The sequence below is a fragment of the Luteimonas sp. A277 genome (genome assembly GCF_054052045.1).
The window spans coordinates 1-21,535 of sequence record NZ_JBSVRG010000007.1; the positions used below are offsets into that span (position 1 = coordinate 1).

22 protein-coding genes and 3 tRNA genes are annotated in these 21,535 nt (G+C 65.6%); 14 read left to right on the forward strand and 11 right to left on the reverse strand.

Annotated elements, in window-relative coordinates:
* Positions 1–143: 143 nt before the first annotated feature.
* From ACW7G2_RS07990 to yecR, 7 genes are all read right to left on the reverse strand, one after another.
* Positions 144–584 (reverse strand): DUF4279 domain-containing protein, encoded by a 441-nt coding sequence (locus ACW7G2_RS07990; RefSeq protein ID WP_456974526.1) that lies wholly within the window; start codon positions 582–584, stop codon positions 144–146.
* A gap of 85 nt (positions 585–669) precedes the next feature.
* Positions 670–1,287, reverse strand: coding sequence for a hypothetical protein (locus tag ACW7G2_RS07995; RefSeq protein ID WP_456974528.1), 618 nt, complete (start codon positions 1,285–1,287; stop codon positions 670–672).
* Positions 1,288–1,397: 110 nt separating this feature from the next.
* Positions 1,398–1,907, reverse strand: coding sequence for a hypothetical protein (locus tag ACW7G2_RS08000; RefSeq protein ID WP_456974530.1), 510 nt, complete (start codon positions 1,905–1,907; stop codon positions 1,398–1,400).
* Positions 1,908–2,016: 109 nt separating this feature from the next.
* Positions 2,017–2,394: a fluoride efflux transporter CrcB gene (crcB, locus tag ACW7G2_RS08005; RefSeq protein ID WP_456974532.1), complete on the reverse strand. Its 378-nt coding sequence runs from the start codon at positions 2,392–2,394 to the stop codon at positions 2,017–2,019.
* A gap of 117 nt (positions 2,395–2,511) precedes the next feature.
* Positions 2,512–3,006: a hypothetical protein gene (locus ACW7G2_RS08010; protein ID WP_456974534.1), complete on the reverse strand. Its 495-nt coding sequence runs from the start codon at positions 3,004–3,006 to the stop codon at positions 2,512–2,514.
* A 135-nt stretch (positions 3,007–3,141) separates the two neighbouring features.
* Positions 3,142–3,510 carry a hypothetical protein gene (locus tag ACW7G2_RS08015; protein WP_456974536.1) on the reverse strand — a complete coding sequence of 123 codons (369 nt, stop codon included), beginning with the start codon at positions 3,508–3,510 and terminating at the stop codon, positions 3,142–3,144.
* A gap of 122 nt (positions 3,511–3,632) precedes the next feature.
* Complete coding sequence (gene yecR, locus ACW7G2_RS08020; RefSeq protein WP_456974538.1) at positions 3,633–3,962, reverse strand: YecR family lipoprotein; 330 nt, start codon at positions 3,960–3,962, stop codon at positions 3,633–3,635.
* 199 nt (positions 3,963–4,161) lie between these two features.
* On the opposite strand from yecR, the gene ACW7G2_RS08025 reads away from it, so the two are divergent.
* The 13 genes from ACW7G2_RS08025 to ACW7G2_RS08085 all read left to right on the forward strand — a co-directional run bounded on the left by ACW7G2_RS08025 (position 4,162) and on the right by ACW7G2_RS08085 (position 17,109).
* Entirely contained in the window at positions 4,162–5,175 is a 1,014-nt protein-coding gene (locus tag ACW7G2_RS08025) for an integron integrase (protein ID WP_456974540.1), read from the forward strand.
* Positions 5,175–7,544 (forward strand): DNA internalization-related competence protein ComEC/Rec2, encoded by a 2,370-nt coding sequence (locus tag ACW7G2_RS08030; protein WP_456974542.1) that lies wholly within the window; start codon positions 5,175–5,177, stop codon positions 7,542–7,544. The genes ACW7G2_RS08025 and ACW7G2_RS08030 overlap by 1 nt, the downstream gene beginning before the upstream one ends.
* A 102-nt stretch (positions 7,545–7,646) precedes the next feature.
* Positions 7,647–8,318: a MotA/TolQ/ExbB proton channel family protein gene (locus ACW7G2_RS08035; protein ID WP_456974544.1), complete on the forward strand. Its 672-nt coding sequence runs from the start codon at positions 7,647–7,649 to the stop codon at positions 8,316–8,318.
* Positions 8,319–8,324: 6 nt separating this feature from the next.
* Positions 8,325–8,753 carry an ExbD/TolR family protein gene (locus ACW7G2_RS08040; protein ID WP_456974546.1) on the forward strand — a complete coding sequence of 143 codons (429 nt, stop codon included), beginning with the start codon at positions 8,325–8,327 and terminating at the stop codon, positions 8,751–8,753.
* Complete coding sequence (gene msbA, locus ACW7G2_RS08045) at positions 8,750–10,522, forward strand: lipid A export permease/ATP-binding protein MsbA (RefSeq protein ID WP_456974548.1); 1,773 nt, start codon at positions 8,750–8,752, stop codon at positions 10,520–10,522. Before ACW7G2_RS08040 ends, msbA begins: the two co-directional genes overlap by 4 nt.
* A gap of 77 nt (positions 10,523–10,599) precedes the next feature.
* Complete coding sequence (lpxK, locus tag ACW7G2_RS08050; RefSeq protein WP_456974550.1) at positions 10,600–11,601, forward strand: tetraacyldisaccharide 4'-kinase; 1,002 nt, start codon at positions 10,600–10,602, stop codon at positions 11,599–11,601.
* Positions 11,598–12,371 (forward strand): 3-deoxy-manno-octulosonate cytidylyltransferase, encoded by a 774-nt coding sequence (kdsB, locus tag ACW7G2_RS08055; protein ID WP_456974552.1) that lies wholly within the window; start codon positions 11,598–11,600, stop codon positions 12,369–12,371. Before lpxK ends, kdsB begins: the two co-directional genes overlap by 4 nt.
* An 8-nt stretch (positions 12,372–12,379) precedes the next feature.
* On the forward strand, positions 12,380–12,859 hold the full coding sequence (locus ACW7G2_RS08060; protein ID WP_456974885.1) for a low molecular weight protein-tyrosine-phosphatase: 480 nt from the start codon (positions 12,380–12,382) through the stop codon (positions 12,857–12,859).
* Between the two features lie 30 nt (positions 12,860–12,889).
* The gene (locus tag ACW7G2_RS08065) at positions 12,890–14,314 is read left to right on the forward strand and encodes a thioredoxin-like domain-containing protein (protein ID WP_456974554.1); all 1,425 of its coding nucleotides are present in this window, start codon (positions 12,890–12,892) and stop codon (positions 14,312–14,314) included.
* Positions 14,311–16,173: an excinuclease ABC subunit UvrC gene (gene uvrC / locus ACW7G2_RS08070; protein ID WP_456974556.1), complete on the forward strand. Its 1,863-nt coding sequence runs from the start codon at positions 14,311–14,313 to the stop codon at positions 16,171–16,173. Before ACW7G2_RS08065 ends, uvrC begins: the two co-directional genes overlap by 4 nt.
* Before the next feature lie 55 nt (positions 16,174–16,228).
* Positions 16,229–16,828, forward strand: a complete 600-nt coding sequence (gene pgsA, locus ACW7G2_RS08075; protein WP_456974558.1) for a CDP-diacylglycerol--glycerol-3-phosphate 3-phosphatidyltransferase — start codon at positions 16,229–16,231, stop codon at positions 16,826–16,828.
* A 36-nt stretch (positions 16,829–16,864) separates the two neighbouring features.
* Positions 16,865–16,940: transfer RNA gene (locus ACW7G2_RS08080), tRNA-Gly, on the forward strand.
* A 95-nt stretch (positions 16,941–17,035) separates the two neighbouring features.
* Positions 17,036–17,109: transfer RNA gene (locus ACW7G2_RS08085), tRNA-Cys, on the forward strand.
* 102 nt (positions 17,110–17,211) lie between these two features.
* On the opposite strand, the gene ACW7G2_RS08090 is transcribed toward ACW7G2_RS08085, so the two are convergent.
* The 3 genes from ACW7G2_RS08090 to ACW7G2_RS08100 form a co-directional block, all read right to left on the reverse strand.
* A tRNA-Leu gene (locus tag ACW7G2_RS08090) sits at positions 17,212–17,298 on the reverse strand.
* Positions 17,299–17,367: 69 nt separating this feature from the next.
* A complete protein-coding gene (locus ACW7G2_RS08095; protein WP_456974560.1) occupies positions 17,368–17,580 on the reverse strand; it encodes a hypothetical protein in 213 nt (70 codons plus the stop codon).
* A gap of 229 nt (positions 17,581–17,809) precedes the next feature.
* Complete coding sequence (locus tag ACW7G2_RS08100) at positions 17,810–19,438, reverse strand: Na/Pi cotransporter family protein (protein ID WP_456974562.1); 1,629 nt, start codon at positions 19,436–19,438, stop codon at positions 17,810–17,812.
* Positions 19,439–19,525: 87 nt separating this feature from the next.
* Between ACW7G2_RS08100 and ACW7G2_RS08105 the strand changes: the two genes are divergently transcribed.
* Positions 19,526–21,151: an FMN-binding glutamate synthase family protein gene (locus ACW7G2_RS08105; RefSeq protein ID WP_456974564.1), complete on the forward strand. Its 1,626-nt coding sequence runs from the start codon at positions 19,526–19,528 to the stop codon at positions 21,149–21,151.
* A 6-nt stretch (positions 21,152–21,157) separates the two neighbouring features.
* On the opposite strand, the gene arsC is transcribed toward ACW7G2_RS08105, so the two are convergent.
* A complete protein-coding gene (gene arsC, locus ACW7G2_RS08110) occupies positions 21,158–21,511 on the reverse strand; it encodes an arsenate reductase (glutaredoxin) (RefSeq protein WP_456974566.1) in 354 nt (117 codons plus the stop codon).
* Positions 21,512–21,535: the final 24 nt, after the last annotated feature.

Genomic DNA, 21,535 nt, shown 5'->3' on the forward strand with positions numbered 1-21,535 from the left:
TTGCGGGTGTGGCCACTCCAACAAACAGTTCTTTGCCGCCTAACACCTAAGTTAAGCCGAATTGCAGCGTGTAGCCGGCAACATGGCAAGCTCTTTCTGCCATGTTGTTGGCGTAGCGATGCAATTTCGGCTTGAACGCATTGTTAGGCGCCACCCTTAGATAATTTAGGTGCGCCCTCGTAATCTTCCGTGTTGCCGAAGTAGACATCCCACCAGATTGGAAGGCCAAGGCGCACTAGCCCCGTCATTGTTTGCAACTCCAAGGATGGTCCTCCTTGCCCCGACGAAACCCAGTAACAACACACGTCGATGTCACAGCCTGAACTCCGTAATTGTTCCAGCGCCGCCTCTTTGCCGCCCAGGGCACGAATGATTGCATTGATGTGGGCCAGCCCATCCGTGGACTGTTCCGTGGCGCGGCTCTCCAAGTTCCAATAGTGGTGTTCGCGTCTGTGGCGATACTTGGAGTCTGGATCGAGTGGCCGACCAAGCGTCGGCTCAATCCCCAGCACTTCAGTGATCTGGTCAGGGTGCACCGAAGTCGAGAACACCCGGAGTGATGCATACGTTTCAAGACATGTCATGGAGACACAACTCCGGTTGAAATGCTGTGGCGCCTAACGCCTGAATTAAGCCGAGCCGCGAAGCGGCTTCGGCTTGAATGAATTGTTAGGGCGCGCCACGAGGATACCCAATCTCTTGCGCTTGCCCATGTGTAAAATAAATGTCTGCGTCTGGGTTAAGTGCCAAAATTATTGAGTCAGTAAGAGGCTGGTGGGCGAAGATCGCGGTCACCGCATCAAGCGCTACCGGAACCTCAAAGTATTCCTCCGCCCACTCTTTGTAGCCGGATGGTCCAGAGACGAGAAGTGCAAGCATTTCATCGGAACCGTCGTCGTCAGGTCCGCCGTCGACTTTGCTCCAGAAGTTGTCACTCGCTTTGCGCCAGTAGCAAAAGGTGGCGTACTGCATTGAGAACGCCGGCTCATTGAGGAAGGACGAAAATTCCGCCGGGACTTGGGTCTGGATGTTCTGTGAGAGAAGGGGGCCGTCCGCAAGTTCATGGGCAAAGCCCTTAATGGCCGCGCCAGCATGATCTAGGAGCAAGAACCAATCGTCACCAGATCCGTCGCGCATTGACGCCATTTCCTCGCCCGGCCCCCACGCGCTATTGAAGCTGTAGTAGCGGTCCTCCCACTCTGGGCAAAGCATTGCATCAAGCATGGCAAGCGATTGGGCAGTGCGACGCAACTCTGGGATTGACGGCAGATCAAGTGAATCGTGCATAGCGCCCTAACACCTAAGTTAAGCCGAGACGCGTAGTGGAGAAAAGCGCATGGCAAGCTGTACCTGCCATGTGCTTTGCGTAACGAAGCGGCTTCGGCTTGAACGCATTGTTAGGGCCCAGCGCCGCGAGTCGTGAACCCCTCTGGAGCATAGATCCTTTCCTCGCCGTACAGCGAAACGTAGATTCGGACCGGTGGCGAGTCACCGACGACAACGTCATACACATCAAGAAACCCAACTTTAAAGCCCTCAGCAACGAACTTCTCGTCGTCCAAGGCGAAACCGCAGCAGCTTCCGACTCGCTCGAAGTGTATAGGTTCTCCGGCAGGGCCTAGCAGCGAGGCGAAATACTGCCCGGACCAGCTATGCCCAGCGCCTTCAAGAAAGCCGCCAATCTGGACGGGCTTTGTCTTGGTGTAGCCATACTCTTGGTCTTCCGTCGGTACAAGCCAAGTCAGGTACTTCTCATCAGTGCTAGAGCCGCTGGGCGACCCCTTTCCATCACTGGACTGTGTGCGAGCCTCGATCACTGGTGGATCGGAAGCGTCGACACGCCCGGACAGCGCTCCAAGCAGGAGGAAAGCAACAAAGCTAGCTACCAGTACTCGGATGATTGTCATGGGCCCTAACACCTAAGTTAAGCCGAGACGCGTAGTGGAGCGAACCACATGGCAAGCTTTTTCTGCCATGTGGTTTGCGTAGCGAAGCGGCTTCGGCTTGAACGCATTGTTAGGCCTCAGCTCCGCCGGTGAAACGAAGACCTAGCCAGACTGCAGCAATGCCCACGAGGACGCTGCCAAGAATGTACAGCAGAGCAAGGCTGGTTTCTCCGCGCCGCAGGAGGGTGAGCGACTCCAGCCCGAACGCTGAGAAGGTAGTGAAGCCCCCGAGGATACCGGCGACCAGGAACAGGCGAACCGGCTCAGAGACGGATGTCTTGGAAAGAATGCCTACTAGCAGGCCGATCAGCAGACAGCCCAAACAATTGACAGCGAAAGTGGCCCACGGAAAGCGACCCGCCGGCGCAGCACCTAACCCGACGGCCACAGCGTAACGGGCCACCGAACCGATGAAGCCGCCGAGTCCTACCCACAAGTACTCGTTCATATGTGTTTGAGGCCTAACGCCTGAGTTAAGCCGACCTGCGTAGCGTAGCCGACAACGTGGCAATCTTTACCCGCCACGTTGTTGGTGTAGCGAAGCAGGTTCGGCTTGAACGAATTGTTAGGCCTCAGCCAGTTCGTCGGCCGGGCCATAGAAGTACGGTTTGCACCGGGACACAGCAAATGCAACTAATGCGTACAGCCCGAGCATTACCGCGGCTGCAATGAGCATGGACTGCTGCGTAAAGATCATGTCCATTGCCTCTTCACGCACAGCAAGGCCACGTAGCTCACGCCCACGAGCATATGCCTCACGAACGCCCGCGATGTTGTTGAAGGCAAAGCCTAGCGTAACGACATTTTGGACCGCTGCAGCTGCGAGCGCATTGAACAGTACGCGGTACCCCAGCGGCTGAGGCCTAAAGAGATAGAACACGGAAGCTGTATTGAGCAGGAAGACCACCAAGCCCATCACGAAGTACAGCCAAGGCAGTCCTACGCTTGAGAGGACGTAGAAGTCTGATGTGATTGAGTAGCGAACCAGAGCGTCCAGGTCCTTGCCAGTAGCCCACAAGAACCAAACGATGAGAAAGATGACAGTCTTTGACTTGCCCACGAATTTTCCCCCTGAGGCCTAACACCTAAGCTAAGCCGCGCCGCAGCGGGGCGTGAAGCACATGGCAAGCTGTACCTGCCATGTGGTTTGCGCCCCGATGCGGCGTCGGCTTGAGCGCATTGTTAGGTTGCACCCTCAGAATTCCTGCCGGAGATAGATGCTCGCGAATTGCTTGGGCTCCATTGCAATGCCAAGCGCAACAAGCCTCTTCAGTAGAAGCTCTTGAATCTCAACTCGATTCGTGCGGCCGGCTATCAGATTGAGTTGCATATTCTTCATTAGCTCACGAGTAACAACCTGCTCCGGCTGCGACCGAAGGATCCCAATCCATTTTGGAATCTTCCGCTCAAGCTCTCGCTGCCGTGAGCTCGGAAGCATTTCAATGTCGTCACCTTCAGCAGCGCCTGTGGCCTTTCTTATATCCGCAAGCTCTTCCTCAAAGTTGGTCAGCTTGGTGAGGGCGTTTCCGAAGGAGAGCTGAGCAAATATTCCCATCTTATCCATAGCTACATCTAACACCTTGAGTGAATAGTTTGTTTCGCCGCAAGGACGGCAGATGACTAAGAATGCACGAACGAGCCCAGCTCGATGAGAAGCGCGAGGTGCGGTCCGCGTGAGACTGCTTCCTATTGACCGCTTGGACTGCCGGTGCATTGATACTGAATGTCAACGCGCCTTGCTCCGCAATTGCCGAAGCCACGGCGCGACGTGCATGTTGTTCTTTCTGACCCGAAAGATTCAGCTCCCGAGTAGCCCCATGCAACGCACCTTTGGGTAGCCAGCTCCTGGGCTCGCTGAGCATCATACGAAACGCTTTGAAACTCGTTGCTCTCGTATGACAGCGTTACAACACCATCGGATCGGCTCGCCTCTGTCACCAGAAGCTCCTTTTGCGTGGCACATCCAGCAAGAACGATGCTCGTTGCAACAAGCACGAAAGATATCAAGCTACGCATTCTCTCCCCCTCTGTGATGAATTGGCTGTGCAACCTAACAACAATTAGCCCCCTGAAATGAGGCGTCGCCCCGAGTATGCCCGGCAGGGCGAGAGGGGCCAATAGGGAAAATCCTACCGCTCTTCAACAGGTTGGATGACTGTCGCAGCTTTCTCCCGGAACTAGCCTGAAGGCGTTATCCGGTGCGCAAGGAAGCGCTATGGGCTTAGGCGGCCGAAAAGAGGGTGTAACGGGTCACGAAAGCAACGACGGGGCGGGCGAGCCTCGCCTGCTGGATCAGGTGCGGGCCCGGTTGAGGGTGCGCCACTACAGCCTGCGTACCGAACAGGCCTACGTGAGCTGGATCCGGCGTTTCATCCTGGCGAATGGCAAGCGTCACCCGCGGGAGCTGGAGGGACGGCATGTTGAGGCGTTCCTGACCGGGTTGGCTACCCGGGGGCGGGTGGCGGCCGCCACGCAGAACCAGGCGCTTGCGGCGCTGCTGTTCCTGTATCGGGAAGTGCTGCAGGTCAAGTTGCCCTGGATGGACTCGGTGATTCGGGCCAAGCGGCCGCGGCGCCTTCCTGTGGTTCTGTCGCAGACGGAAGTGCGGCGCCTGCTGGCGGCGGTGGATGAGCGCGCTTGGCTGATGGTGGCACTGCTGTACGGCACCGGGATGCGGTTGATGGAGTGCCTGCGGCTGCGGGTGAAGGACGTTGACTTCGAACGCCGGGAGATCCTGGTCCGGAGTGGCAAGGGCGGGAAGGATCGCCGGGTCCCGTTGCCCGACAGCGTGCGTGATCCACTGCTGGCTGCGATTGAAAGGGTGAGGATCACCCACGAGGCTGATCTGGCGGCCGGACTTGGTGCAGTGTGGCTGCCCGCCGCCCTTGAGCGGAAATATCCAAATGCCGCGGTCGAGTTTGGCTGGCAGTATCTGTTTCCCTCGCCGCGGCTTTCCACGGATCCGCGCACTGGCGCCATCAGGCGCCACCATCTGGACGACAGCGTGCTGCAGCGGTCGGTACGTGCAGCGCGGCAGCGGGCGGGGATCATAAAGCCCGCCACCTGCCACACGTTGCGCCATTCGTTCGCCACCCACCTGCTGGAAGCGGGCTACGACATCCGCACCATCCAGGAGCTGCTGGGCCACAAGGATCTGGCCACCACACAGATCTACACCCACGTACTCAACCGGGGCGGGATGGCGGTGCGCAGCCCGTTGGATCGCTGATGGACGCGAAGTCCTCGTCCCGCAGGCAGTCGCCGTTCGGTCTGGCGTTGGTTGCGGCGCTGTTGGCAGGCGCGACGCTGGCATTGCGCCTGCCCGCGCTGCCATCAGCGGGTTGGATGTGGGTCGGGGCTGGGGTCGGTCTGATGGGGTGGCTGTTCGGCCGACGGATGGCACTGCGGGTGCCCGCTGCGTTGCTGGCAGGTTTCATGTGGTGCGGGTTGCATGCGGCCTGGGCGTTGGCGCTGCAGCTTCCGGTGGAGCACGAGCGCGCCGATCTGGAGCTCACCGGACGGGTAGTCCAGCTGCCCGAGCACGATGCCGATCGCACCCGCTTCATGTTCCGGGTGGATCGGTCGGCGGAGAACCCGGAGTTCCTGCAGGGCAGGGTACTCAGGCTGTCGTGGTACGACGGCTGGGGCCAGGAAGCATCGCGTCGGGGCGAGATCGAGCCCGGCAGCGGGTGGCGTTTCACCGCGCGGGTACGGGCGCCGCGCGGGCTGCGCAATCCCGGTTGGTTCGATGGGGAGAAACAGGCGCTGTCCCGACGGATCGCGGCCATCGGCTATGTGCGTGACAGGGATCCGGTGAAGCGGCTGGGCGATGCGCGCGGGATGGACGCTTGGCGTGATGCGATGGCCACGCGCATCGATAGGGCGGTGGCCAGCGAATCATCGCGCTATGTGCGGGCGTTGGCGCTGGGAGATACGCGCCAGCTGGCCGAAGGGGACTGGGAGGCGCTGAGGGCCACCGGGCTGACCCATCTGATCGCGATCTCCGGCTTCCACGTGGGCCTGGTGGCGGGATTTTTCGCTTTGATCGCGGCCGGCATCTGGAAGCTGCTGCCCGGGCTGGGGCGATGGCTGCCCCGGCCGCAGGCGGCGGCGATCGTGGCGTTGGCGGGGTCGCTGGTGTACGCGGCGGTTGCCGGCTGGGAGCTGCCGACCGTGCGCACGGTGCTGATGATTGGCGTGGTGGTGGTGGCGCGGTTGTCGCGGCGCTCGCTGCGTGTGGCTGATTCGTTGGCCCTGGCGGCGGTTGCCATAGTGCTGGTTGATCCACTGTCGCTGCTCACAGCCGGGTTCTGGCTCAGCTTTGCCGGCGTGGCATGGCTGGTGTGGTGCCTGCCGCGGGTAGCCGAGCAGCGTCTGGTGTCGGGCTTCCTGGGTGCGCAGTGGGTGGCCACATTGGGGTTGCTGCCCTTGACCGCGGTGCTGTTTGGCCAGGCCTCGCTGGCCGGGCCGCTGGCCAACCTGGTGGCGATTCCGTGGTGGAGCCTGGTGGTGGTGCCGCTGTCGCTGCTGGGCACCGGGCTGGAGGCGGTGAATCCAGGATGGGGCGGCTGGGCATGGCGGCTGGCGGCATGGTGCTTTGACCTGTCCTGGCCGCTGTTCGGCTGGCTGGCGGAAAGCCGCTTCTCACTGTGGTGGCTGCCCGAGGCGCGCTGGGTTGCGCTGCCGCTGGCACTGATCGGCGCGTTCTGGCTGTTGCTGCCCCGGGGTGTGCCCGGCAAACCATTGGCGGCGCTGCTGTGGCTGCCGCTGCTGTGGCCGGACCGGGAGCTTCCACGCCATGGTGAGGCCGAGCTGGTTGTGCTGGACGTGGGGCAGGGGCTGTCAGTACTGATACGTACTGCCAATCACGCCTATCTGTATGACATGGGTCCGGCCGTCCCCGATGGGTACGACGCCGGTGAGCGGGTAGTGGTGCCTGCACTGCTGGCGCTGGGCGTGCGCCGGTTGGATGGGGCCTTCGTCAGTCATGGCGATGCCGATCACGCCGGCGGCCTGGGGGCGGTAATGCGCCGCTTCCCGACGCGGGCGCTGTTTGCGCCGCATGGTTCGCCGGTGGAGGCGGCGCCCTGCCTGGCCACAACCGCGTGGGAAGCGGACGGGGTCCGCTTCAGCTTCCTCCACCCGACCATGCATTTTCCCTACCTGGGCAACGAGGCCAGCTGCGTGCTGCGGGTGGAAACGGACCACGGTGCGGCGCTGTTGACCGGCGATGTCGGCCACGTGGTCGAGCGCGAAATGACCCGGCGGGATCCGCAATCCGTCCGCGCTGACCTGGTGTTGATGGGGCACCACGGCAGTCGCGGTTCGTCCGATCCCATGTTCGTGGCCGCCACCGGGGCCAGCCATGCCTTGGTGTCGGCTGGCTATGGCAACCGGTTCGGGCATCCGGACGGCGGCGCGGTGCAGCGCTGGCAGGAGGCCGGCGCCCAGGTGCTGTCCACGGCCACCGGCGGTGCCCTGCGGCTGAGGCTGGCGGAAGGCGGCGTGGTTGCGGAGCAGCGGCGGCTGGCCCGTCGCCGTTTGTGGGATGCCGATCACCGTTTGGCAGCCACATCCTCGACAGAGGAAGAGCAGTAATCCGGCGGCGGCCCTGCCACCCGGGCGGATAACGGCTTGGCCGCCGCCCTACGCTATCCTATTCGCCGGTTTTATCAGGCCCGCGGGGCCCTGGGGATATACGTGCTGGAACTGGTCAAGGCTGGCGGCTGGCCGATGATTCCACTGCTGATGCTTTCGGCGGTGGGGCTGGCGATCGTGGTCGAGCGCCTGTGGGCGTTGCGGCGGCAGGCGGTGATGCCGGCCGGGCTGGGCGCGGAAGTACGCAGCTGGGCCGGGCGCGGACGGCTGGATCCGGCCCATATCGATTCCCTGCGCACCAACTCTCCGCTGGGCGAGCTGCTGGCCGCGGCGCTGGATGTACGCAACCGCCCGCGCGAAGAGATCCGCGAGCGGATCGAGGATACCGGCCGGCACCTGGTGCACCGCATGGAGCGTTACCTGGACGGACTGGCCACCGTTGCTTCCACCGGTCCGTTGCTGGGGCTGTTCGGCACGGTGGTGGGCATGATCCAGATGTTCCTTGGGGCAATGGAGTACGGCGTGGGCGATGTCAGCCAGCTGGCCGGCGGCATCGGCAAGGCGCTGGTGTGCGCGGCCATGGGCATGGTGGTGGCGATACCGGCACTCATCTTTCACCGCTGGTTCCGCAGCCGGATCGATTCCTACATCGTGCAGATGGAGAAGGAAGCCATCCTGCTGTTGGACGTGCTGGATCCGCGTTCACGCCGCGCCGGCGCCAGCGTTGCCGCCGAATCCGCACCGCCCGCCAACCCGCTTCCCGCGCGGAGCTGATCCACCGTGCGCATCCGCGACCGCCGTGCCGAGTCCGAGCCCGAGATCAACCTCGTGCCGCTGATCGACGTGATCCTGGTGCTGATCATCTTTTTCGTCGTCACCACCACCTTCGATACCAGCTCGGTGCTCAAGCTGCAGCTGCCCAGTGCCAGCAGCGACCAGACCGAGGCGCCCAGCCAGGCGCTGAGCGTGCTGGTGAACGCCGATGGCCGCTATTTCATTGATGAGCACGAGGCGCTGCGCACCGATGTGGAGTCGCTCAAGCGCACCATCATCGAAGTGGCCGGTGACGACCGCCAGCGCCCGGTGCTGCTGCGGGCCGATGCCCGCACCCCGCACCAGGCGGTGGTGACGGCGATGGAAGCGTTGGGGCAGCTCGGCTTCCGCCATGTATCCATCGCCACCGCGCCGGACCAGGCGGTGGCGCCGTGAGCGGGCCGGCTGCGCAAGAGGAGCAGGCAGCCTGGCCGATCTACCGGCGGCTGCTGGGCTATGCCTGGCGTTACTGGCCGCTGCTGCTGGTGGCGCTGGTGGGCATGACCATCGAGGCGGTCGCCGGCGCCGCTTTCGTCCAGCTGATGGACCCGCTGGTGAACGACGGTTTTGTCGATCCGCAGCCGCGCATGGCGGTCCTGCTGCCGCTGGCCATCGTGGCCTTGTTCCTGATGCGCGGCGTTGCCACATTCGCCACCGACTACGGCATGGCCCGCGCCGGCCGCAGCGTGGTGCGTGACCTGCGCGAACTGGTGCTGGCCAAGTACCTGCGCCTGCCCAGCACCAGCTTTGACCGCGAGTCGGTGCCGGTGATGGTGAGCCGCCTCAATTTCGATACCGAACAGGTCACCCAGGCCAGCGCCGACGCGCTCAAGGTGATCGTGGCCGACGGGCTGACCATCCTGCTGCTGCTGGTGATCATGTTCCTCACCAGCGTCAAGGTGACGCTTGCCATGATCGTGATCGCGCCGCTGATCGGGGTGCTGGTGTGGGTGGTGGGCAAGCGGTACCGGCGCATCAGCGGCGGCATCCAGACCGGTATGGGCGACCTGGCCCAGGCGGCCGAACAGTCTTTGGCCGCGCAGCAGGACGTAAAGGTCTACGGCGCGCAGCAGTTCGAGCGCGCCCGCTACTCGGGCCTGGCCAACCGCATCCTGCGCCTGAACATGAAGGTCGAGACCACCCGCGCGATGGCGTCGGCGATGGTCCAGATCCTGGCCGCGATCGCGCTGGCCGGGATCGTCTGGGTGGCTACCCGCGAGGCGCTGGTGGGTCAGCTCAACCCCGGCGAATTCGTCAAGCTGATGACCGCGATGATGGGCATCATTCCGTCGCTGCGCCGGATCACCAATGTGCAGAGCGTGATTGGGCGCGGCGTGGCCGCGGCCGAGCGCCTGTTCCAAGTGCTGGACACGGAAGAAGAGCGCGACGCCGGCAAGGTGACACTTGGCCGTGCCCGCGGCGAGCTGGAATTCAGGAACGTCGATCTGCGCTACAGCCGCGAGGGCGATGACACGCCGGGCATGGCCCTGCAGGACATCAGCTTCACTGCTCGTCCGGGCACGGTGACCGCCATCGTCGGGCGCTCGGGCAGTGGCAAGACCAGCCTGGTGCGGCTGGTGCCGCGTTTCTACGAGCCCAGCGCCGGCCGGATCACCCTGGATGGGGTGCCGCTGGACGACTACCGCCTGGCCGACCTGCGCCGGCAGATCGCTCTGGTCGGGCAGCGGGTGATGCTGTTTGACGACACCGTGGCAGCCAACATCGCCTACGCCTCAGAGGCGGACCCGGCGGCGCTGGTGCAGGCCGCCAGGGATGCCAACGCGCTGGAGTTCATCGAGCGCCTGCCGCAGGGCATGGAGACGCCGATCGGTGAGAACGGCTCGCTGCTCTCCGGCGGCCAGCGCCAGCGCCTGGCGATTGCCCGCGCCATCCTGCGCGATGCCCCGATCCTGATCCTGGACGAGGCCACGGCGGCGCTGGATACTGAATCCGAGCGGCTGGTGCAGGACGCGCTCAACCGCCTGATGCCGGACCGGACCACCCTGGTGATCGCCCATCGCCTGTCCACCATCGAACATGCCGACCAGGTGCTGGTGCTCGACCACGGCCGGCTGGTGGAGCAGGGCACCCACGCCGAACTGCTCACCCGCGGCGGCCTCTACGCCCACCTGCACAACATGCAGTTCCGCGAGTCCGCCGAATGAACATGGCGTTTGGCGCCAACGCGGACGGCCTGCCCACACCCGTAGGAGCGCGCCACGCGCGCGAAGCCGCGTGAATCATGGCCCGTAAACCCCCCGCCTGGTGGTTCGACGGCGCCCGCGTCCCTCTCGCCGCCCGCGCCCTGTCCCACGTCTATGCCGGTGCCGTGTCCACCCGCCGCTGGCTCTACGACAAGCGCCTGCGCCGCAGCGCCCGGATCGATGTCCCGGTGATCGTGGTCGGTAACCTGATCGCTGGCGGCAGCGGCAAGACTCCGCTGGCCATCGCACTGGTGGAGCGCCTGCGCGCCGCGGGCTTTACCCCGGGCGTGGCCAGCCGTGGCTACGGGCGTGAGGACGAGAAGCGAGCGCGCTGGGTCGAAGCGGATACCGATCCACGCCTTGGCGGCGACGAGCCGGTGCTCATTGCCTATCGCACCGGGGCAAAGGTGCGCGTGGACCGCGATCGCGTTGCCGCCGCCCGCGCACTGGCGAAAGCGGGCTGCAACGTGGTGGTGTGCGATGACGGCTTGCAGCACTACCGGCTGCGCCGGGATATCGAGATTGAAGTGATCGATGGCCGCCGCCGCTATGGCAATGGCCGCCTGATCCCTGCAGGCCCGCTGCGCGAACGCCCCGAGCGCAGTGGCAGCTTTGATTTCCGCGTGGTCAACGGCGGCGGGGAAGGCTTGGACGAGCCTGGCTTTGGCGAATGGCCGATGCGCCTGCAGACCAGCCGGGTCCAGCCCATGCACGGCGGGCGCCCGCTGCCGCTGTCCATGTTCGCCAACAGCCGGGTGCATGCGGTCGCCGGCATTGGTGATCCGGAGCGTTTCTTCGCCACCCTGCGGACGCAGGGCATCGCCGTGGTACCGCATGCGTTCCCCGACCACCATCGCTACATCGCCGCCGACCTGCAGTTCGGCAGCGACCTGCCGGTGCTGATGACCGAGAAGGACGCGGTCAAGTGTCGCGGCTTTGCCGCCGATCGCCACTACAGCGTGCCCATCACCGCCGAGCTGCCCGAGGCATTCTGGATCGCCCTGCTCGACCGCCTCACAAGCCCGTCCCGCACGCCATGACCACAACGCCCGATTTCGTCGTCGCCATCCCCGCGCGCTTCGCCTCCACCCGCCTGCCCGGAAAGCCGCTGCAGCTGATCGCCGGCGAGCCGATGATCCTGCACGTGGCCCGTCGGGCACTGGCCGCCGGCGCGCGGGAAGTCTGGGTCGCGGCCGACGATGCGCGCATCGCCACGGTGCTGGAGGACAGCGGCGTGCACGTGGCCATGACCGCCGGCAGCCACCAATCCGGTACCGATCGCCTGGCCGAGTGCGCTGACATCGCCGGATGGAGCGATGACGTGGTGGTGGTGAACCTGCAGGGCGATGAACCTTTCGCCCCGGCCGCCGGTATCCAGGCCGTCGCAGCCATCCTGGTCGAGTCCGGCGCGCCGATGGCCACCCTCGCCACCCCGGTGGAAAGCGCAGAAGCCCTGTTCGACCCCAACGCAGTGAAGCTGGTGCGCGCCGCCAGCGGTGACGCCATGTACTTCAGCCGCGCGCCGCTGCCGTGGGCGCGCGATGCCTTTGCCAGCGACCGCAACCGGCTGCCCGACGGCGGACCGTGGCTGCGCCACATCGGCATCTACGCCTATCGCGCCGGGTTCCTGCGCACATTCGCAGCGATGGCGCCGGGCCGGCTGGAGCAGCTGGAGGCGCTGGAGCAGCTGCGCGTGCTGGAAGCCGGATATCGCATTGCGGTTGGTGTTACCCCCGAACCCTTTCCCCCGGGCGTGGATACGCCCGCTGACCTGGAGCGCGCACGCAAGCGCATGGAGCAAAAAGAATGACCCGACCCGTGAACCTGCTGGTGGTGTGCCTGGGCAATATCTGCCGCTCGCCGATGGCCGAAGGCGCGCTGCGCGCCCGCCTGGACGAGGCGGGGCTGGGCCACGTGCGGGTGGATTCGGCCGGCACCAGCGATTGGCACGTGGGCAAGCCACCCGACAGCCGCTCCATTGCTACCGCGGCGCGGCATGGCGTGGACATTTCCGGCCAGCGGGCACGCCAGCTCCACGAAGACGATTACCGGCGCTTTGACTGGGTGCTGTGCGCCGATGTGCAGAACCTTGCCGATGTGCAGGCTCGCAGGCCACAGGACGCCAGCGCGCAGATCGACCTCCTGACCCGCTGGGCCGGCGTGCATGCAGACGTGGATGAGGGAGCGATCCCGGATCCGTATACCGGCGGGCGTAACGAGTTCGAACACGTCTGGAAAATGGTGGACGCGGTAGCCGAAGCGGCCGTTGCACGCCTTCGCACCGGTATTGACGCATAATCTGGCGCTCGCCCGTTTCGCCCCGTTCCCATGGATGCACAGGTCGCTCCCGAGTTTCCGGACTCCATTGAATGGCTCAACCTTGCCGGGCCGCTGCGCATGTCGCAGCTGCGCGGAAAGGTCTGCGCCCTTGCGTTCGTCAACGCAGGCTCGGCCTGGTCCATCCAGCGGCTGAAAGACCTGGTGACCCTGCTCGGGCGCCACCGCGAGGGACTCAACGTGGTGGCCGTGCACGTGCCGCGCTTCGAGCACGAGCGCGAGGGGCGCCGGGTGGCCAAGCGGCTGCGCAGGTATGGCTTCGAGTTCCCGCTGGGGCACGATCCCGACTGGACCCTGTGGCAGCACTACGATGTGCAGGCTTGGCCGACGGTGGTTCTGGTTGACGGTAATGGCGTGGTTTCCGGCCGGGTGGTCGGCGACGGCCCGCTGCGCGAGCTGGACGCCCAGGTGGCCGATCTGGTGCGCGCGCTGGTGCCGCAATCGATCAATCCTGAACCGATCGAACTGCGTCGCGGCGGCGAGCCACCGTTGCCGCTGCGCTTCCCCATGGGCCTGGCCCTGGCCGGCAACTATCTTTACGTGGCCGACAGCGCGCACCACCGCGTGCTGGAGTGCGACCAGAGCGGACGCATCCTGCGCCAGTTCGGCAGCGGCGGCGTGGGTTTCATTGATGGACCCATGGAGCTGGCCGCGTTCAACCAGCCGCAGGGCATCGCGGTGGAGCGCGACCTGCTGTACGTGGCCGACGCGGGCAACCACGCAGTGCGCCGGGTGCAGCTGCGCACCGGTGATATCGACACCGTGTTCGGCGCCGGCCGGCCCGGTACGCCGGCCGACGGCACCGTGGCCAATCCCCGCGACACCGTCATGGATCGGCCCACCGGCGTGGCCCTGGCCGCTGGCTGCCTCTACGTGTGCAGCAGCGGCGACAACCGGGTGTGGGCCTATGGGCTGGGCGATCACTCGCTGCGCTGCCTGGCGGGCTCCGGCCGCCTGGAAGTGACTGACGGCGTGGGCGCGGAAGCGGCGTTTGCCGAGCCCACCGGGCTCGCGGCCGTGCAGCAGACCGTTTATGTGTGCGATGCAGCCGGCTCGGCGGTGCGCAGCGTCAACGCGCGCAGTGGCCAGGTGCAGACGGTAATGGGCCGCAGCGCATGGGAGTTCGGCAGCCAGGACGGCCGGCGCAGTGAAGCCCGGCTGCAGCAGCCGCAGGCGATTGCCCTGGACCCCGACTCGCCGCGGCTGTGGATTGCCGATTCCGGCAACGACCTGCTGCGCTGCCTGCGCCTGGGCGGGGGCGAGGTCTCCACCTTTGCGCTGCCGCGTCCGCTGCATGGCCCGGCCGGGCTTGCGGTGGGTTCCGGGGTGATCTGGATCGCCGATACCGATGCGCACGCCGTGCTGCGTCTGGACACTTCTACCGGGGATCTGCACCACATCCCCCTCGGCGAATGAGTCCGGGCGGGGACAGCGTGCCCGGTCCGGCGCCGGAAGTCTTTGACGGCAAGGCGTACGTGGCCGGCTTGCCCAATGCGCCCGGCGTGTACCGCATGTTCGCCGCCGATGGCGGCGTGCTGTACGTGGGCAAGGCCGGCTCGCTGCGCAAGCGGGTGGCCAGCTATTTCAGCGCCTCGCCCAAGTCGGCGAGGATCATGTCCATGCTGGCCCAGGTGGCGAGCATGGAGGTCACGGTCACCCGTACCGAGATCGAGGCGCTGCTGCTCGAGAACCAGCTGATCAAGTCGCTCAAGCCGCGTTACAACGTGATGCTGCGCGACGACAAGAGCTATCCCTACGTGTTGCTGACCGGAGACGAATGGCCCCGTCTCGCCTTCCACCGCGGCCCGCGCAGCACCCCTGGCCGCTATTTCGGCCCGTATCCCAATGCGGGCACGGTGCGCGACACGCTCAACCTGATGCACAAGCTGTTCCGCCTGCGCAGCTGCGAGGACAGCGTGTTCCGCAACCGCTCGCGGCCGTGCCTGCAATATCAGATCGGCCGCTGCAGCGCGCCCTGCGTGGGCCTGGCGCCGGCGGAGGAATATGCCGATGCAGTGCACCGGGTCACCCTGTTCCTGGACGGTCGCAGCGACGAGTTGACCAACGAGCTGAGCGCGGCAATGGAACGGGCCAGCGCGGATCTGGACTTCGAGCTCGCCGCCCGGCTGCGTGACCAGGTTGCCGCGATCCGCAGCCTGCAGTCACGCCAGTATGTGGACGGGCACGTGGCCGATCTGGACGTATTGGCCTGCGCCATGCGTGGCAGCGAGGCCTGCGTGCTGCTGCTGGCGTTTCGTGACGGACGCAACCTGGGGACGCGGGCGTTCTATCCGCAGACCCGCGGCAGCGAGGACGCGGCCGAAGTGCTGTCCGCGTTCGTATCGCAGTACTACGCCGCACAGCCGCCGCCGCCCGAGATCGTGCTGGATCGCCCGATCGAGGAGGGCGAGCTGCTGGAGCAGGCGTTCTCGGAATCGGCCGGGCGCCGGGTGCGCATCCGCTCCAGCGTGCGCGGCGACCGCGCCGGCTATCTGGACCTGGCGCGGCGCAACGCCGAACTGTCGCTGGCCGTGCGGGTGGACAGCCAGTCCGCCCAGCAGGCACGGCTGGAAGGGCTGCGTGAGCTGCTCGGCATGGACGAACCGCCGCAGCGGATCGAGTGCTTCGATATCAGCCATACCATGGGCGAGGCCACGGTGGCCTCCTGCGTGGTGTTCGATGGCGAAGGTCCGGTGCGTGGGCAATACCGCCGCTACAACATCACCGGCGTGATTCCGGGCGACGACTACGCGGCCATGGGCCAGGCGCTGATGCGCCGCTTCCGGCGTGCGGCCGAGGCGGGCGGAGTGGTGCCCGACGTGCTGCTGATCGACGGTGGGGCAGGTCAGGTGCGTCAGGCGAACGAGGTGCTGGCGGAGCTCGGCGTGGCGGACGTGATCGTGGTCGGCGTGGCCAAGGGCCCGGAGCGGCGCGCAGGTCATGAAACGCTGCTGCTGCCGGACGGGCGTGAGCTGCGTCCGGGACCGGCCGCGCCCGGCCTGCAGCTGATCCAGCAGGTCCGCGACGAGGCGCACCGGTTTGCCATCACCGGTCATCGTGGCCGCCGCCAGAAGGCGCGCAGCGTCAGCCGGCTGGAGGATATTCCCGGGATCGGCCCGCGCCGGCGCGGCAATCTGCTGCGCCACTTCGGCGGCCTGGTTGGCCTGCGCGCCGCGGGCGTGGAAGAGATCGCCCAGGTGGAAGGGATCAGCAGCGCCTTGGCCAAGCGCATCCATGCCAGCCTGCACGGGATTGAGTCGCAGGACGGGTCCTGATTCGCACTCTGTCGCAGCAACTCCACTGCCCACCCCGTAGAATGGCCGCGTGCAAATGAAGCTCACTATCCCCACCTGGCTGACCCTGCTGCGGATGATGATGATCCCGCTGCTGGTGCTGGTCTTCTATCTGCCCTTCAGTTGGACCAATCTGGCTGCTGCGGCGATCTTTGCCGTGGCGGCGATCACCGACTGGCTGGACGGCTGGATCGCGCGCCGCTTCAACCAGTTTTCGGCCTTTGGCGCCTTCCTCGATCCGGTGGCCGACAAGCTGATGGTGGCGGTGGCCCTGTTCCTGATCGTGCAGGCGCATCCAACGCCGTGGATGGCATTCTGGGCGGCGGTGATCGTCGGCCGCGAGATCGCGGTTTCGGCGCTGCGCGAGTGGATGGCCGAACTGGGTCAGCGGGCTACCGTACGGGTGGCGATGATCGGCAAGATCAAGACCGTAGTGCAGATGGTGGCCATCCTGTGTCTGCTGTACGCGGTCACCCCGAAGAGCCGGCCCGAGGCGCTCAAGCCGTGGTGGAACGACATGGTGTTCCTGCTTGGCGACTGGCTGCTGGCTGGCGCTGCGGTACTGACCTTGTGGTCCGGGTTGATGTATCTGCGTGCGGCGTGGCCCGTGCTGCGGGGACCGGATGGAAACGGTTGACATACATTTCTGAACCCGTAAAATAACGGGTTCAACGCGGGAATAGCTCAGTTGGTAGAGCGCAACCTTGCCAAGGTTGAGGTCGCGAGTTCGAGTCTCGTTTCCCGCTCCAGATTTGATCCGACGAAACCCCGTACGCGGGGTTTCGTCGCGTCAGGCGCTTGAAATCCGCGCCAAGCTGCGCCAGCCTCATGGCGCAGAGTCACCGGCCTGGTGGCAGAGTGGTCATGCAGCGGACTGCAAATCCGCGTACGCCGGTTCGATTCCGACCCAGGCCTCCATATTGAGCAAGCAAAAGGCCCGCTTTGGCGGGCCTTTTTGTGTGTTGCTTTGCGTAGAGCTGACAAGCCGTGCGCCAAAAAAACGTGGCTAGGCGGAACCACTGGTGCCCGGGGCGGGGGTCGAACCCGCATGGTGTTGCCACCGAGGGATTTTAAGTCCCTTGCGTATACCAGTTTCGCCACCCGGGCCGGCAACGCAGTAGCGTGCCTGAGAGTGGCCTGTGTGGAAAGCCCGGGAGGCCGAGTGGCGTGGGCGGATCAGCCGAAAGTGGCGACGATTTCGAACTTGCCGTCGTCATTCTCCGCTTCAACGCTGGCGGGCAGGCCGTGGTACAGGCTTCTGGCATCGGCCATGATCGTGGCGATCTCCAGGCCCTTGGCCCGTTCGGGGAACCAGAAAACAGGATTGCCGGCGTCCAGAAGTTGCCAGCCGCCATATGACTTGACCAGTTGCAGGGTGGCCGTATTCATGGGCGCGCTCCATGCGGTGAGGAGGGCGCCCCGGCCCAGCTGACGACTTGCTCATGGTCGCGGCCAAATCCTTTGCAGAGCGGCATCCGTTGCCTTGTGCATGACCGTGCTGCCGGGGCACGGCCAGAATGGCTTTTCTGCGGACCAAAGGCAGTCGGCTAGGTTCCCGACACCGGGTAGGAAAAGTCTGACCCCAGCATCTTTCCGGATTGCCGAACACAGCTGGGGATCAGTTCGCCACTTCGCCGCTGTCCTGCTCTGCCAGGAAGCGGTCCAGGTAGTGCGCCGCTTTCGCGCTCTGTTCGCAGATGCGGTGCAGCACGCTGCCGTACTCCAGTACCACCACCATGCGCCGGGGCACGATATCGCCGCTGGAGCCGGCCCGCAGTACCGCGGCCTTGAAGCTCTGGTAGACCTCCTCGAGCACCGCTGCCAGGGCGGCGGACGGTCGCTGCGACTGATCTGGTGAAGGCGCCTCGATCTCCTGCAGCAAGCGCGCGGCGGTCTCGCGCAGCCGGTCCAGGCTGGCCGCCGCCTCATCCACCTCCAGGTGGGCGTGCGGACGCAGCCGGGCCAGCTCCGGCGCAAGCTCGGCGAGGTTCATGTGGTACTGGGACACCCGCAAGGCGTTCGGGAGGCGGGCTTCAAGCGCCGGATCGCGGATCTGGCCGTGGATGCGGGCGGCATATTCCCCCACTTCGGCCTGCAGAGATTCGATCACCCGCCTCCCGGCTTCCAGCTGTGATCCACGCCCGCGGGGTGCCTCCAGCGCCGAGCGGCAATATCCGAGCGCCAATGCCTCCATGCGCCGCAGCTCCATGCCCAGTGCGTCCATGGCCAGCGCGGGGGTCACCAGCAGGTTGGTATCCAGATGACGGGTCCGCGCCTGGTCTTCCTCGGCGCTGCGGAAACGGCGTTCGAGGAAGGTGACGAAACGCGGGGTGAGTGGCCACATCACGCCCACGCCGAGCAGTTTGGTCAGGGTGTGGAACAGGGCCAGGGCCAGTGCGATATGTGGCTCGTTCACCAGCAGCCCGACCATCGCCTGGGCCAGCCACAGCAGGGCCGGCAGCAGGGCCAGGGCCACGGTGGCGGTAACGACGTTGAAGGTCACGTGTGCGGCCGCCACGCGCTTGGCCGGCGAGGTGGCGCCAATGGCGGCCAGCACTGCGGTGGAGGTGGTGCCTACGTTGGCGCCGACGATCATGGCGGCGGCGGCTTCGATTGGCATCATCCCGCCCGCTGCCGCGGTGAGGGTGATCGCCAGCGTGGCGCTGGAGGACTGGGTCAGCAGGGTCACCACCATCCCCGACAGCACGAACGCAGCCATGCCCAGGAGCCCGCCCTGCACCTGCTCGTGCAGGGCGAACCCCGGGCCGAGCCCGGCGAAGGCTTCGCGCAGCACATCGATGCCCAGGAAGAACAGCCCGAACCCGGCCGCGGCCTGGCCCAGTGCGCCCCAGCGCGAATTGCGCGAGAGCGCCCATGCGACCGCGCCCACGCCGATGGCCGGCAGGGCGATAACCCGCAGGTTGAGGTTGAAGCCGGCCAGGGCCACCAGCCATGACGTCAGGGTGGTGCCGAGGTTGGCTCCATACACGAGGCCGATCGCCTGGCCGAGGCTGAGCAGCCCGGCGTTGACGAAGCCGATGGTGGCGAAGATCACCGCGCTGGAGGATTGCACTCCGGTAGTGATCAGCAGGCCCGAGCCCAGCGCACGCAGGCGGCTGCGGGTAGCGCCGGCCAGGATGGTGCGCAGCCCGCCACCCGCCGAAGCGGTGAGACCGTCGGTCATCAGGCGCATGCCCAGCAGGAACAGGCCGATGCCGCCGATCAGGTTGAACAGTCCATTACCCATCACTCCCGATTATCGCAGCTGGCGACGGCAAACCCCGGCCACGGGTACCGCGTTAGACTTGGCTCGAATCCGCTGTGTGGGACATTGATGAGCCGCTATTTCGCGTGGTGGGCAAGCATTGCGCTGGCGCTGCTGTCGGCGGTACTGGCGCTGACCTGGCAGCAGCAGTGGTGGTGGGGCGTGGCCGTGTTTGGCGCGCTGGCTGTGGTCGGGGTGGTGGACCTGACCCAGCGGCGCAGCACCCTGAGGCGCAATTACCCGCTGCTGGCCCATTTCCGCTACGGACTGGAATCCATCGGCCCGGAGATGCGCCAGTACCTGATCGAGGACGACACCGCCGAGGTGCCGTTCTCGCGCCAGCAGCGGGCGCTGGTGTACCAGCGGTCGAAGTCGGTGAGCGATGTGCGTCCGTTCGGGACCCAGCACGATGTGTATGCGTCGGACTTCGAGTGGATCAACCATTCGCTGGCTTCGGTGGACATCGAATCGCATGATTTCCGCATCGTGATCGGTCCGGACTGCGAACAGCCGTACTCGGCCAGCGTGTTCAATATTTCGGCGATGAGTTTCGGCGCGCTGTCGGCCAATGCCATCCTGGCCCTCAATGCCGGGGCACGCGCGGGGGGCTTCTATCACGACACCGGCGAGGGATCGATCTCGCGCTATCACCGCGAGCACGGCGGCGACCTGGTGTGGGAGATCGGTTCGGGTTACTTCGGCTGCCGCGACGAGTTCGGCAGCTTCAACGAGGAGCGCTTCATCGCCAATGCCTGCGACCCGCAGGTGAAGATGATCGAACTCAAGCTCTCGCAGGGGGCCAAGCCGGGCAAGGGCGGACTGCTTCCGGCGGCAAAGGTCACGCTGGAGATCGCCGCCGCGCGGGGTATTCCGGTGGGCGTTGACTGCGAGTCGCCTTCGCGCCATTCGGCGTTCTCGACGCCGGTGGAGCTGCTGCAGTTCCTCGCCCGGCTGCGCGCGCTGTCAGGCGGCAAGCCGGTGGGCTTCAAATTGGCGATCGGTCACCCGTGGGAGTGGTTCGGCATCGCCAAGGCCATGCTCGAGACCGGCCTGCTGCCGGATTTCATCGTGGTGGACGGATCGGAAGGCGGCACGGGTGCCGCGCCGGCGGAGTTCATCGATCATGTGGGGGTGCCGCTGCAGGAAGCGCTGATGCTGGTGCACAACACCCTGGTGGGACTGGACCTGCGCGAACGGATTCGTATCGGCGCGGCTGGACGCATCACCAGCGCGTTCGACCTGGCGCGCACCATCGCCCTGGGCGCGGACTGGTGCAATTCCGGGCGCGGCTTCATGTTTGCCCTGGGCTGCATCCAGGCCCAGAGCTGTCACAACGATCTGTGTCCCACCGGCGTGGCCACCCAGGATCCGTCGCGCTGGAAGCATCTGGACGTGGCGGACAAGGCGCTGCGGGTGCAGCGGTTCCACGACAACACCCTGATCGCGCTGCGTGATCTGATCGGGGCAGCAGGGCTGGTGCATCCGCAGCAGCTGGGTCCCGAGCACATCCTGCGGCGCGAGTCCCCGACCAGGATCCGTTCGCTGGGCGCGATGTATCGCTTCCTCGAGCCGGGCGAGCTGATCCACGGTGCGCCGGAGCACACCGTGTTCAAGGCCTTTTGGGCGGATGCGCGCAGCGACTCCTTCGAGCCGCCCGAGCGCATGCGGCGGATGCGCGAGACCAAGAGCCGCTGAGCGGGCTCAGTCGATCAGTTCAAGCACGCGCTCGGGAGGACGGCCGATCACGGCGCGATCGCCGCGGACCAGGATCGGACGCTCGATCAGCCGCGGATGCGCGGCCATGGCCTGGATGATTGCCGTGTCATCCAGCGCGGGATCGGCCAGGCCGAGGCTGGCATACTCCTCTTCGCCCCGACGCAGCAGTTCACGCGGGCCGATGCCCAGCTTGCGCAGCAGTTCGCCAAGTGCGTCGGCATCCGGCGGGGTGTCGAGGTAGCGGACGATCACCGGCTCGATGCCACGCCTGTTGAGAAGTTCAAGCGCGCTACGGGACTTCGAGCAGCGCGGGTTGTGGTACAGCACGTATCCGGTCATGCCGACTCCGGCAAAGGGGGGTTC

Excerpts from the sequence above, each read along its gene's own strand:
- ACW7G2_RS07995 (WP_456974528.1), bottom strand. The coding sequence starts at position 1,287 with ATGCACGATTCACTTGATCTGCCGTCAATCCCAGAGTTGCGTCGCACT.
- lpxK (WP_456974550.1), top strand. The coding sequence starts at position 10,600 with ATGGCCCGTAAACCCCCCGCCTGGTGGTTCGACGGCGCCCGCGTCCCT.
- ACW7G2_RS08100 (WP_456974562.1), bottom strand. The coding sequence starts at position 19,438 with ATGGGTAATGGACTGTTCAACCTGATCGGCGGCATCGGCCTGTTCCTG.
- uvrC (WP_456974556.1), top strand. The coding sequence starts at position 14,311 with ATGAGTCCGGGCGGGGACAGCGTGCCCGGTCCGGCGCCGGAAGTCTTT.
- yecR (WP_456974538.1), bottom strand. The coding sequence starts at position 3,962 with ATGCGTAGCTTGATATCTTTCGTGCTTGTTGCAACGAGCATCGTTCTT.
- arsC (WP_456974566.1), bottom strand. The coding sequence starts at position 21,511 with ATGACCGGATACGTGCTGTACCACAACCCGCGCTGCTCGAAGTCCCGT.
- kdsB (WP_456974552.1), top strand. The coding sequence starts at position 11,598 with ATGACCACAACGCCCGATTTCGTCGTCGCCATCCCCGCGCGCTTCGCC.
- ACW7G2_RS08025 (WP_456974540.1), top strand. The coding sequence starts at position 4,162 with ATGGGCTTAGGCGGCCGAAAAGAGGGTGTAACGGGTCACGAAAGCAAC.
- pgsA (WP_456974558.1), top strand. The coding sequence starts at position 16,229 with ATGAAGCTCACTATCCCCACCTGGCTGACCCTGCTGCGGATGATGATG.
- ACW7G2_RS08105 (WP_456974564.1), top strand. The coding sequence starts at position 19,526 with ATGAGCCGCTATTTCGCGTGGTGGGCAAGCATTGCGCTGGCGCTGCTG.
- ACW7G2_RS08065 (WP_456974554.1), top strand. The coding sequence starts at position 12,890 with ATGGATGCACAGGTCGCTCCCGAGTTTCCGGACTCCATTGAATGGCTC.
- crcB (WP_456974532.1), bottom strand. The coding sequence starts at position 2,394 with ATGAACGAGTACTTGTGGGTAGGACTCGGCGGCTTCATCGGTTCGGTG.
- ACW7G2_RS08015 (WP_456974536.1), bottom strand. The coding sequence starts at position 3,510 with ATGGATAAGATGGGAATATTTGCTCAGCTCTCCTTCGGAAACGCCCTC.
- ACW7G2_RS08095 (WP_456974560.1), bottom strand. The coding sequence starts at position 17,580 with ATGAATACGGCCACCCTGCAACTGGTCAAGTCATATGGCGGCTGGCAA.
- ACW7G2_RS08000 (WP_456974530.1), bottom strand. The coding sequence starts at position 1,907 with ATGACAATCATCCGAGTACTGGTAGCTAGCTTTGTTGCTTTCCTCCTG.
- ACW7G2_RS08030 (WP_456974542.1), top strand. The coding sequence starts at position 5,175 with ATGGACGCGAAGTCCTCGTCCCGCAGGCAGTCGCCGTTCGGTCTGGCG.
- ACW7G2_RS07990 (WP_456974526.1), bottom strand. The coding sequence starts at position 584 with ATGACATGTCTTGAAACGTATGCATCACTCCGGGTGTTCTCGACTTCG.